We start from the raw sequence: 8,882 nt of genomic DNA, 5'->3' as shown, positions 1-8,882 counted from the left end.
CGGGATCACGATCAACACCTCGCACGTCGAATACGAGACGGAGAAGCGCCACTATGCGCACGTCGACTGCCCGGGTCACGCCGACTACGTCAAGAACATGATCACCGGTGCGGCGCAGATGGACGGAGCCATTTTGGTGGTTTCGGCCGCCGACGGCCCGATGCCGCAGACGCGCGAGCACATCCTGTTGGCGCGTCAGGTGGGGGTGCCCTACATCGTCGTCTACATGAACAAGTGCGACATGGTCGACGATCCCGAGCTGCTCGAGCTCGTGGAAATGGAAGTGCGCGAGCTGCTCTCCAAGTACGATTTTCCGGGTGACGAAGTGCCGGTGATCAAGGGCTCGGCGCTCAAGGCGCTCGAAGGCGACCAGAGCGAGATCGGTGAGCCCTCGATCCTGAAACTTGCCGAAGCGCTCGACACCTACATTCCCACGCCCGAGCGCGCCATCGACAAGCCCTTCCTCATGCCGATCGAAGACGTGTTCTCCATCTCTGGTCGCGGCACGGTGGTCACGGGCCGGGTCGAGCGCGGCATCGTCAAGGTGGGCGACGAAGTCGAGATCGTCGGTCTGCGCCCGACGCAAAAGACCACGGTCACTGGCGTGGAGATGTTCCGCAAGCTCCTCGATCAAGGGCAAGCGGGCGACAACGTCGGGGTGCTGTTGCGCGGCACCAAGCGCGAAGAAGTCGAGCGTGGGCAAGTGCTCGCCAAGCCGGGGACGATCACGCCGCACACGCACTTCGAGTGCGAAGTGTACGTGCTCTCCAAGGAAGAAGGCGGGCGCCACACGCCGTTTTTCAGCAACTACCGGCCGCAGTTCTACTTCCGCACCACGGACGTCACCGGTGCGATCAAGCTGCCCGAAGGGGTGGAGATGGTGATGCCGGGCGACAACGTGAAGCTGGAAGTGAAGCTGATCGCTCCGATCGCGATGGAAGAAGGCTTGCGCTTTGCCATCCGTGAAGGCGGTCGCACCGTCGGTGCCGGTGTCGTCACCAAGATCATCGAGTAATCGTTTTGCCCCCAAGCCCGGCGGGGAGCGCCCCGCCGGGTTTTTCTTCCTCTCGCTCTTTGGAACGAATCATGAACAACCAGAAGATCCGCATCCGCCTCAAAGCGTTCGATTATCGGCTGATCGACCAGTCTGCGCACGAGATCGTCGAGGCGGCCAAACGAACCGGCGCGGTCGTTCACGGCCCCATCCCACTGCCGACCAAGATCGAACGCTATAACGTATTGCGCTCGCCGCACGTGAATAAAACGTCGCGAGACCAGTTCGAAATCCGCACGCATCGCCGGCTCATGGACATCGTCGAACCCACGGACAAGACCGTTGATGCGCTGATGAAGCTCGATCTGCCCGCCGGCGTGGACGTCGACATCAAGCTGATGTGATCCTTGCTTGCATGCGGGATCGAACCGTCTTATAATGACGCGTTTTTCCCCGCTGCGGCGGGTCGTTTTTCGTAAACGTCCGGTCAATCGTAACCGGTTCGAGGAGAACAACATGAGTCTAGGCCTTGTCGCTCGCAAGGTGGGCATGACTCGGATTTTCACTGACGATGGCCAGTCCATCCCGGTGACCGTGCTCGAAGCCTCCGCCAACCGCGTGACTCAACTCAAGACCCCCGAAAACGACGGCTATGCTGCCGTTCAGATCGGGTTCGGGTCGCGCAAGCCGTCGCGCACCACCAAGGCGCTCGCCGGGCATTTCGCCAAGGCGGGCGTCACCGCGGCGCGCGTCTTGCGGGAATTTCGCGTCGATCCGTCCGAGCTTGCCTCTCTGCAGCCCGGTCAGGAACTGTCCGTGACGATGTTCCAGCCGGGACAGAAAGTCGATGTCACCGGCCGCTCCATCGGTAAAGGGTTTGCCGGCGCGATCAAACGTCACAATTTCAGCTCCAACCGCGCCTCGCACGGCAACTCCATCACCACGCGTGCGCCTGGTTCCATCGGCATGGCCCAGGATCCCGGTCGCGTCTTCCCCGGCAAGCGCATGGCGGGGCATCTGGGTGACGAAACCGTCACGGTGCAGAATCTCGAGATCGTGCGCGTCGATGCCGAGCGCAACCTCCTGCTCGTCAAGGGGGCGGTTCCTGGTGCCAAGGGCGGCGACGTGATCGTGCGCCCGGCGGTCAAAGGCTAAGGCGAGGTGGATATGGAACTCAAGCTATTGAATGCGCAGGGTCAGCCCGCCGGAACCGCCCAGGTCTCCGACGCGCTCTTCGCCCGCCCTTACAACGAAGCGCTGGTGCATCAGGTCGTCGTCGCCTATCAGGCCAATGGCCGCCAGGGCACGCGCGCCCAGAAAGACCGCTCGCAGGTGCATCACTCTACCCGTAAGCCGTGGCGGCAGAAAGGGACGGGTCGCGCGCGTGCCGGGATGACCTCCAGCCCCCTGTGGCGGCATGGCGGCAAGATCTTTCCGAGCTCTCCGGACGAGAATTTCAAGCAGAAGGTCAACCGCAAGATGTTTCGTGCGGCCATGGCCACCATTCTCTCGCAGCTCGCCCGTGAAGACCGTCTGGCGGTGATCGATGACTTCCGTGTCGAGGCACCCAAGACCAAGCTCGTTGCCCAGAAGATCAAGGACATGGGTCTGGCTGGTACCCGCGTGCTGCTCGTCACCGACGAGCTCGACGAGAACCTCCTGCTCGGCAGCCGCAACCTCAAGGACGTGCTGGTACTGGCAGCGCACGAGACCGATCCGGTGGCGCTGGTGCATTTCCCCAAAGTGCTGCTCACCAAGGGCGCCGTGGCCAAATTCGAGGAGATGTGGCAATGACGATCAGCGAAGAACGCCTCTATCAGGTTCTGCTCGGACCGCAGATCTCGGAGAAGGCCACGATGCTCGGGGAGCGCCTCAACCAGGTGGTGTTCCGCGTCGCCTCCGATGCGACCAAACCCGAGATCAAGGCCGCCGTCGAAAAGCTCTTCGAGGTCGAAGTCCAGGGTGTGCGGGTGCTCAACGTCAAAGGCAAGGAAAAGCGGATGGGGCGCATCACCGGCCGTCGTTCCGGCTGGAAAAAGGCCTTCGTCTCGCTCAAGCCGGGCCAAGAGCTCAGCTTCATGGCCGGGGAGTAAACCATCATGGCAGTGATCAAGATGAAACCGACTTCGCCCGGCCGTCGCGCCATGGTGCGGGTCGTCAATAAGGAACTCTACAAGGGTCGGCCGTATCCGACGCTCGTCGAAGCGATGACGCGTCTCGCGGGGCGCAACAACGCGGGTCGGATCACCACGCGGCACAAAGGCGGCGGGCACAAGAAGTTCTACCGCATCGTCGACTTTCGTCGCAACAAGGACAACATTCCGGCCAGGGTCGAGCGCATCGAATACGATCCCAATCGCTCGGCGCACATCGCGCTGCTGTGCTATGCCGACGGCGAGCGTCGTTACATACTCGCGCCGAAAGGTTTGACGGTCGGTCAGACCGTCATGAGCGGCCCGCAGGCGCCGATCAAACCCGGCAATGCGTTGCCGATCCGCTCCATCCCGGTGGGTTCGACCTTGCACAACGTCGAACTGATTCCGGGTAAAGGCGGGCAGCTGGCTCGCGCCGCCGGGGCGTCGGTGCAGCTCGTCGCGCGTGAAGGCGCCTATGCCCAAATTCGACTGCGCTCGGGCGAAGTGCGCAAGGTGCACGTCGAGTGCCGCGCCACCATCGGTGAAGTCGGCAACGGCGAACATTCGCTCGAGAAACTTGGCAAGGCCGGTGCCTCGCGTTGGCGCGGGATCCGCCCCACCGTGCGCGGTGTGGCGATGAACCCGATCGATCACCCGCACGGTGGTGGCGAAGGGCGCACTGGCGAAGGCGGCGTGCCGCGCAGCCCGTGGGGTCAGCCGACCAAGGGATATCGCACTCGTCGCAACAAGCGCACGGACAACATGATCGTCCAGCGTCGGCACAAGCGTTAAGGGGTAAGCCATGGCACGTTCCGTCAAAAAAGGGCCGTTCGTCGACGCCCATCTGCTCAAGAAGGTCGAGCAAAGTCGCGCGACCAACGACAAGCGTCCGATCAAGACCTGGTCTCGTCGCTCCACGATCATTCCCGAGTTCATCGGGCTGACGTTCGCGGTGCACAACGGCCGGCAGCACGTCCCGGTGTTCATCACCGAGGCGATGGTCGGGCACAAACTCGGCGAATTCTCCTTCACCCGCACCTTCCGAGGGCACGCCGCGGGTAAGAAGGCCAAACGCTAACGCTCGAGGATACGAGATATGGAAACCAAGGCTATCGTGCGCGGCGTGCGCCTTTCTCCCCAGAAAGGCCGACTCGTCGCCGACCTCATCCGCGGCAAGCCGGTGGCGCAGGCGCTCGACATTCTCGCGTTCTGCCCGCAGAAAGGGGCGCACTTGATCCGCAAGGCGCTGCTTTCGGCCATCGCCAATGCCGAGCACAACGACGGTGCCGACGTCGATGAACTCAAGGTCAAACGCATCATGGTCGAGAAGGGCGTGGTGCTCAAGCGCTTCCGGGCGCGGGCCAAAGGCCGGGGGGCAAAGATTCTCAAGCCCACCTCGCACATCATCGTCGCGGTCGGAGAATAAGGAGCAAACATGGGACAGAAAATCCATCCGACCGGCTTCCGCCTCGTCGTCACCCGTGACTGGGCTTCGCGCTGGTTTGCGCCGAGCAAAGAGTTCCCGCGCCTGCTGCAGCAGGATGCCCAGGTGCGCGGTTACCTCAAGAACAAGCTCAAGCATGCCGCGGTGAGCCGCATCGTCATCGAGCGGCCGGCCAAGAGCGCCAAGATCACGATCCACTCGGCCCGGCCGGGTGTGGTCATCGGCAAGAAGGGCGAGGATATCGAGCTGCTCAAGGCCGATCTCAACCGTCGCATGGGCGTGCCGGTGCACCTCACGATCGAAGAGATCCGCAAGCCAGAGCTCGACGCCCAGCTCATCGCCGAATCGGTCGCGACCCAGCTCGAGAAACGCATCCAGTTCCGTCGCGCCATGAAGCGTGCGATGCAAAACGCCATGCGGCTCGGCGCCAAGGGCATCAAGATCATGACCTCCGGCCGTCTGGGCGGGGCCGAGATCGCGCGCTCCGAATGGTATCGCGAAGGCCGCGTGCCATTGCAGACGCTGCGTGCCGACATCGACTACGGCTTTGCCGAGGCGCAGACCACCTACGGCATCATCGGGGTCAAAGTCTGGCTCTACAAGGGCGACATCCTGGCGCGCAATCAGGCGCCGCAGGAGCCCGTCGAGCGGGAAGCCCGGCGTCCCGCGCGGGGCCGTCGCGAAGAAGGTGAGGGCGCGCGTCGTGGTCGTCGCACCCGCGCTGCCAAAGCGAACGTAACTTCGGGAGTGGGCGATGCTGCAGCCGAAACGAACTAAATTCCGCAAGGTCCAGAAGGGCCGCAACAAGGGACTGGCAACGCGCGGGACTTCCGTCTCGTTTGGTGAGTTCGGTCTCAAGGCCATCGGTCGCGGGCGGCTCACTGCTCGCCAGATCGAAGCAGCGCGGCGTGCCATGACTCGCCACATCAAGCGTGGTGGGCGTATCTGGATTCGTGTGTTCCCCGACAAACCCATTTCCAGAAAGCCGGCCGAGGTCCGGATGGGGAGCGGGAAAGGGAACCCTGAATATTGGGTTGCCGAGATTCAGCCGGGTAAGGTGCTCTATGAGATGGATGGCGTGAGTGAAGCGCTTGCTCGCGAAGCCTTTGCACTGGCGGCCGCCAAGCTTCCTTTCAAGACCATCTTCGTCACCCGCAAGCTGGGAGCGGCATGATGAAAGCACGAGATTTGCGTGAAAAGAGCGTCGCCGAGCTCGAACAAGAGCTGATCGCCCTGCGCAAGGCGCAATTTTCCTTGCGCATGCAACAGGCGACGCAGCAACTGACCAACACCGCGGCGATGCGGGCCACTCGGCGTGACATCGCCCGGATCAAGACCCTGCTGCGGGAAAAAGGGGTGCGTAAATGACCGAAGAAGTGCAGAACAAAACCCGGCAGCGCATGGTCGGGCGCGTCGTGAGTGCGGCCCGGGCCAAGACCGTCGCCGTGCTGGTGGAGCGCCGCGTGCCGCATCCGCTCTACGGGAAGATCATCACCAAGTCCCGTAAATTCCATGCGCATTGCGAAGATCCGGAAGTGGCGCTCAACGATATCGTTGAAATCGAAGAGTGCCGGCCGATCTCCAAGACGAAGACATGGAAAGTCGTCCGGCTCGTCGCCAAGGCGGCATTGGCCTGATTTCCCCTTGCATTTTTCTGCCGCATCGGTTATAGTGCCGGACTCTCGCCCCGTCGTATGGCGGGGCGCTTCGCTTTCCCGTTCGACCGTCCCATCTGATGGGAGTCGAGCGTGCAAGTCCAAGACTGTCCGCACTTGCGGTATAAGTTGGAGAAATTCATGATCCAGATGCAGACCCTCTTGCAGGTCGCCGACAATAGCGGCGCACGCAAGGTCATGTGTATCAAGGTGCTCGGTGGCTCCAAGCGCCGCTACGCCAACATCGGTGACATCATCAAGGTGTCGATCAAAGAAGCCGCCCCGCGTGGACGCGTGAAAAAGGGCGACGTCTATAACGCCGTCGTGGTGCGTACCGCTAAGGGCGTGCGTCGTCCCGATGGGTCGCTCGTCAAGTTCGACGGCAATGCGGCCGTGCTGCTCAACAACAAGTTCGAGCCGATCGGTACCCGCATCTTTGGCCCCGTCACGCGCGAGCTGCGAACCGAGCGCTTCATGAAGATCGTCTCGCTCGCCCCCGAAGTCATCTGAGGTGTCGCAATGAAGAAGATCCGTAAGGGCGATCAGGTGATCGTGATCGCCGGCAAAGACAAAGGGCGCCGGGGGGTGGTGACGCGCCGCGTCAATGACGAAAAGGTTATCGTCGAGGGTATCAATCGCGTCAAGAAACACGTGCGCCCCAATCCCTTGCGCGGAATCCCCGGCGGCATCATCGAAAAAGAGATGCCGATCCACATCTCCAATGTCGCCCTGTTCAATCCGCAGACCCAGAAAGCCGACCGGGTCGGGATCCGGGTGCTGGAAGACGGCCGCAAGGTGCGCTTCTTCAAGAGCACCGGCGAATTGGTGGATGTCTAAGGAGCGAACATGGCCCGGTTGCTGCAACAGTACAAAGAAAAGATCGTGCCCGAACTCATCAGCAAGTTCGGCTACAAGTCGATCATGGAGGTGCCGCGCATCACCAAGATCACGCTCAACATGGGCGTGGGTGAGGCGGTGGCCGACAAAAAGGTTCTGGAAAATGCCGTGAAGGATCTCGCTGCCATCTCCGGCCAAAAGCCGGTGGTCACCAAGGCGCGCAAGTCGATTGCGGGATTCAAGATCCGCGAAGGGTATCCCATTGGCTGCAAGGTGACTCTGCGGGGGCCCCGTGCCTACGAATTCCTTGATCGGCTCATCTCGATCGCCTTGCCTCGCGTGCGCGACTTCCGCGGTGTCGGCGGCAAGGGGTTCGACGGTCGCGGCAATTACAACCTCGGTGTGCGCGAGCAGATCATCTTTCCGGAAATCGAATACGACAAGGTCGATGCGCTGCGCGGCATGAACATCACGATCACGACCACGGCGAAAACCGACGAAGAGGCCAAGGCGCTGCTGGCCGCGTTCAAGTTTCCCTTCCGGAATTGAGGCTGACATGGCAAAGAAATCGATGATCAATCGCGAGGAGAAGCGTCGCAAGCTCGTGGCCAAGTATGCGGCCAAGCGTGAAGCGCTGCTCGCCAAAATCCAAGACATGAGTCTGTCCGAAGAGGAGCGTATGCAAGCGCGCCTCGAGCTGCAGCAGCTGCCGCGCAACGCCAGTCCCACGCGCCTGCGCAACCGCTGCGCGATCACCGGCCGTCCGCGTGGTACGTTCCGCAAATTCGGGCTGTGCCGCCACAAGCTGCGCGAGATGGCTTTCCGCGGCGAAGTCCCCGGCATGACCAAGGCGAGCTGGTAAGGGAGTCCGAAGATGAGCATGTCTGATCCGATCGCCGATATGTTGACGCGCATTCGCAATGCGCAGAAGGCGGAAAAGCCCACCGTCGAGGTTCCTGGCTCCAAGCTCAAGGCCGCGATCGCCCGAGTGTTGCATGAAGAAGGGTACATCGACGGGTTCGAGGTGCGTCAAGAAGGGCCCAAGGCGACGCTGGTGTTGAAACTCAAGTATTATGCCGGTCGTCCTGTGATCGAACACATCGAGCGCATCTCTCGCCCCGGTCGCCGCATCTATCGTCCGGTCGCCGAGCTGCCGAAGGTCATGAATGGCTTGGGTGTGGCCATCGTGTCGACGCCCAAGGGGGTGATGACCGACCGGGCTGCCCGCAAGGCACAGGTCGGCGGCGAAGTGCTCTGTTACGTCGCCTAAGGGAGAGCGAGATGTCGCGTATCGCAAAACAACCGATCGAGGTTCCAGGCGGCGTCGAGGTGAAAATCGACGGCAGCCGCGTGGCGGTCAAAGGTCCGCTCGGTGCGCTCGAGTTCGCCTTCAATCCGGCCGTGCGCATCGTCAAGGAAGGCAACGTCTTGCGCTGTGAGGCCGACGAAAAGCTGCCTGGCAGCGATGCCCAGGCGGGCACCGCTCGTGCCGTCCTCGCCAACATGGTGCATGGAGTTACCAAAGGATTCGAGCGTCGTCTCTCCCTGGTCGGGGTGGGGTACCGGGCCCAGCTTCAGGGTAACAAGCTCAGTCTCGCCCTCGGATATTCGCATCCGATTGAGCACGAGTTGCCCGCGGGTATCAAGGCCGAAGTACCTCAGCCCACCGAGATCATTCTCAAGGGGGCCGACAAGCAGCAGATCGGTCAGCAGGCCGCCAAGATCCGCGGTTACCGTCCGCCGGAGCCTTACAAGGGCAAGGGTGTACGCTATGCGGATGAAATCGTGGTCTTGAAAGAGACCAAGAAGAAATAAGG

The 8,882-nt window shown here is 61.9% G+C and carries 18 protein-coding genes; all 18 read left to right on the top strand.

The genetic code is table 11. The features are described 5' to 3' along the window. On the top strand, positions 1 to 1,015 hold a 1,015-nt coding region (tuf, locus tag H607_RS0107915), incomplete at its 5' end, for an elongation factor Tu (RefSeq protein WP_028875000.1). Between the two features lie 71 nt (positions 1,016 to 1,086). Then, positions 1,087 to 1,398, top strand: coding sequence for a 30S ribosomal protein S10 (gene rpsJ, locus H607_RS0107910; RefSeq protein ID WP_028874999.1), 312 nt, complete (start codon positions 1,087 to 1,089; stop codon positions 1,396 to 1,398). A gap of 112 nt (positions 1,399 to 1,510) precedes the next feature. Then, complete coding sequence (gene rplC, locus H607_RS0107905; RefSeq protein WP_028874998.1) at positions 1,511 to 2,149, top strand: 50S ribosomal protein L3; 639 nt, start codon at positions 1,511 to 1,513, stop codon at positions 2,147 to 2,149. Between the two features lie 12 nt (positions 2,150 to 2,161). Beyond that, on the top strand, positions 2,162 to 2,788 hold the full coding sequence (gene rplD / locus H607_RS0107900; RefSeq protein WP_028874997.1) for a 50S ribosomal protein L4: 627 nt from the start codon (positions 2,162 to 2,164) through the stop codon (positions 2,786 to 2,788). After that, a complete protein-coding gene (gene rplW / locus H607_RS0107895; RefSeq protein ID WP_037990027.1) occupies positions 2,785 to 3,087 on the top strand; it encodes a 50S ribosomal protein L23 in 303 nt (100 codons plus the stop codon). Before rplD ends, rplW begins: the two co-directional genes overlap by 4 nt. A 6-nt stretch (positions 3,088 to 3,093) precedes the next feature. After that, positions 3,094 to 3,921: a 50S ribosomal protein L2 gene (gene rplB / locus H607_RS0107890; protein WP_028874995.1), complete on the top strand. Its 828-nt coding sequence runs from the start codon at positions 3,094 to 3,096 to the stop codon at positions 3,919 to 3,921. Between the two features lie 10 nt (positions 3,922 to 3,931). Beyond that, complete coding sequence (gene rpsS / locus H607_RS0107885) at positions 3,932 to 4,207, top strand: 30S ribosomal protein S19 (protein ID WP_028874994.1); 276 nt, start codon at positions 3,932 to 3,934, stop codon at positions 4,205 to 4,207. A gap of 18 nt (positions 4,208 to 4,225) precedes the next feature. Then, positions 4,226 to 4,555, top strand: a complete 330-nt coding sequence (gene rplV, locus H607_RS0107880) for a 50S ribosomal protein L22 (RefSeq protein WP_028874993.1) — start codon at positions 4,226 to 4,228, stop codon at positions 4,553 to 4,555. A 9-nt stretch (positions 4,556 to 4,564) separates the two neighbouring features. Then, a complete protein-coding gene (gene rpsC, locus H607_RS0107875) occupies positions 4,565 to 5,350 on the top strand; it encodes a 30S ribosomal protein S3 (RefSeq protein ID WP_028874992.1) in 786 nt (261 codons plus the stop codon). Further along, entirely contained in the window at positions 5,328 to 5,747 is a 420-nt protein-coding gene (gene rplP / locus H607_RS0107870; RefSeq protein WP_028874991.1) for a 50S ribosomal protein L16, read from the top strand. Before rpsC ends, rplP begins: the two co-directional genes overlap by 23 nt. Further along, complete coding sequence (gene rpmC / locus H607_RS0107865; protein WP_028874990.1) at positions 5,747 to 5,941, top strand: 50S ribosomal protein L29; 195 nt, start codon at positions 5,747 to 5,749, stop codon at positions 5,939 to 5,941. The genes rplP and rpmC overlap by 1 nt, the downstream gene beginning before the upstream one ends. Continuing rightward, positions 5,938 to 6,210 (top strand): 30S ribosomal protein S17, encoded by a 273-nt coding sequence (gene rpsQ, locus H607_RS0107860; protein WP_028874989.1) that lies wholly within the window; start codon positions 5,938 to 5,940, stop codon positions 6,208 to 6,210. Before rpmC ends, rpsQ begins: the two co-directional genes overlap by 4 nt. A 159-nt stretch (positions 6,211 to 6,369) precedes the next feature. Further along, positions 6,370 to 6,738: a 50S ribosomal protein L14 gene (gene rplN / locus H607_RS0107855; RefSeq protein ID WP_028874988.1), complete on the top strand. Its 369-nt coding sequence runs from the start codon at positions 6,370 to 6,372 to the stop codon at positions 6,736 to 6,738. A 9-nt stretch (positions 6,739 to 6,747) separates the two neighbouring features. Next, positions 6,748 to 7,065 carry a 50S ribosomal protein L24 gene (rplX, locus tag H607_RS0107850; RefSeq protein WP_028874987.1) on the top strand — a complete coding sequence of 106 codons (318 nt, stop codon included), beginning with the start codon at positions 6,748 to 6,750 and terminating at the stop codon, positions 7,063 to 7,065. A gap of 9 nt (positions 7,066 to 7,074) precedes the next feature. Then, positions 7,075 to 7,614, top strand: a complete 540-nt coding sequence (gene rplE / locus H607_RS0107845; RefSeq protein ID WP_028874986.1) for a 50S ribosomal protein L5 — start codon at positions 7,075 to 7,077, stop codon at positions 7,612 to 7,614. Between the two features lie 7 nt (positions 7,615 to 7,621). After that, positions 7,622 to 7,927 (top strand): 30S ribosomal protein S14, encoded by a 306-nt coding sequence (rpsN, locus tag H607_RS0107840; protein ID WP_028874985.1) that lies wholly within the window; start codon positions 7,622 to 7,624, stop codon positions 7,925 to 7,927. Positions 7,928 to 7,939: 12 nt separating this feature from the next. Next, the gene (gene rpsH, locus H607_RS0107835) at positions 7,940 to 8,335 is read left to right on the top strand and encodes a 30S ribosomal protein S8 (RefSeq protein ID WP_028874984.1); all 396 of its coding nucleotides are present in this window, start codon (positions 7,940 to 7,942) and stop codon (positions 8,333 to 8,335) included. 11 nt (positions 8,336 to 8,346) lie between these two features. After that, complete coding sequence (gene rplF, locus H607_RS0107830; protein ID WP_028874983.1) at positions 8,347 to 8,880, top strand: 50S ribosomal protein L6; 534 nt, start codon at positions 8,347 to 8,349, stop codon at positions 8,878 to 8,880. Positions 8,881 to 8,882: the final 2 nt, after the last annotated feature.

The sequence above is a fragment of the Tepidiphilus margaritifer DSM 15129 genome (genome assembly GCF_000425565.1).
GTDB classification, from domain to species: domain Bacteria; phylum Pseudomonadota; class Gammaproteobacteria; order Burkholderiales; family Rhodocyclaceae; genus Tepidiphilus; species Tepidiphilus margaritifer.
Note: the sequence above shows the minus strand (reverse complement) of the source record. Positions and strands in the feature narration are given on the sequence as shown.

What these genes read in the sequence shown, in the direction of transcription:
- rplD (WP_028874997.1), top strand. Translation starts at nt 2,162, where the DNA reads ATGGAACTCAAGCTATTGAATGCGCAGGGTCAGCCCGCCGGAACCGCC.
- rplX (WP_028874987.1), top strand. Translation starts at nt 6,748, where the DNA reads ATGAAGAAGATCCGTAAGGGCGATCAGGTGATCGTGATCGCCGGCAAA.
- rplE (WP_028874986.1), top strand. Translation starts at nt 7,075, where the DNA reads ATGGCCCGGTTGCTGCAACAGTACAAAGAAAAGATCGTGCCCGAACTC.
- rpsC (WP_028874992.1), top strand. Translation starts at nt 4,565, where the DNA reads ATGGGACAGAAAATCCATCCGACCGGCTTCCGCCTCGTCGTCACCCGT.
- rplC (WP_028874998.1), top strand. Translation starts at nt 1,511, where the DNA reads ATGAGTCTAGGCCTTGTCGCTCGCAAGGTGGGCATGACTCGGATTTTC.
- rpsH (WP_028874984.1), top strand. Translation starts at nt 7,940, where the DNA reads ATGAGCATGTCTGATCCGATCGCCGATATGTTGACGCGCATTCGCAAT.
- rplB (WP_028874995.1), top strand. Translation starts at nt 3,094, where the DNA reads ATGGCAGTGATCAAGATGAAACCGACTTCGCCCGGCCGTCGCGCCATG.
- rpsS (WP_028874994.1), top strand. Translation starts at nt 3,932, where the DNA reads ATGGCACGTTCCGTCAAAAAAGGGCCGTTCGTCGACGCCCATCTGCTC.
- rplV (WP_028874993.1), top strand. Translation starts at nt 4,226, where the DNA reads ATGGAAACCAAGGCTATCGTGCGCGGCGTGCGCCTTTCTCCCCAGAAA.
- rpsQ (WP_028874989.1), top strand. Translation starts at nt 5,938, where the DNA reads ATGACCGAAGAAGTGCAGAACAAAACCCGGCAGCGCATGGTCGGGCGC.
- rpsJ (WP_028874999.1), top strand. Translation starts at nt 1,087, where the DNA reads ATGAACAACCAGAAGATCCGCATCCGCCTCAAAGCGTTCGATTATCGG.
- rplP (WP_028874991.1), top strand. Translation starts at nt 5,328, where the DNA reads ATGCTGCAGCCGAAACGAACTAAATTCCGCAAGGTCCAGAAGGGCCGC.
- rpmC (WP_028874990.1), top strand. Translation starts at nt 5,747, where the DNA reads ATGAAAGCACGAGATTTGCGTGAAAAGAGCGTCGCCGAGCTCGAACAA.
- rplW (WP_037990027.1), top strand. Translation starts at nt 2,785, where the DNA reads ATGACGATCAGCGAAGAACGCCTCTATCAGGTTCTGCTCGGACCGCAG.
- rpsN (WP_028874985.1), top strand. Translation starts at nt 7,622, where the DNA reads ATGGCAAAGAAATCGATGATCAATCGCGAGGAGAAGCGTCGCAAGCTC.
- rplN (WP_028874988.1), top strand. Translation starts at nt 6,370, where the DNA reads ATGATCCAGATGCAGACCCTCTTGCAGGTCGCCGACAATAGCGGCGCA.
- rplF (WP_028874983.1), top strand. Translation starts at nt 8,347, where the DNA reads ATGTCGCGTATCGCAAAACAACCGATCGAGGTTCCAGGCGGCGTCGAG.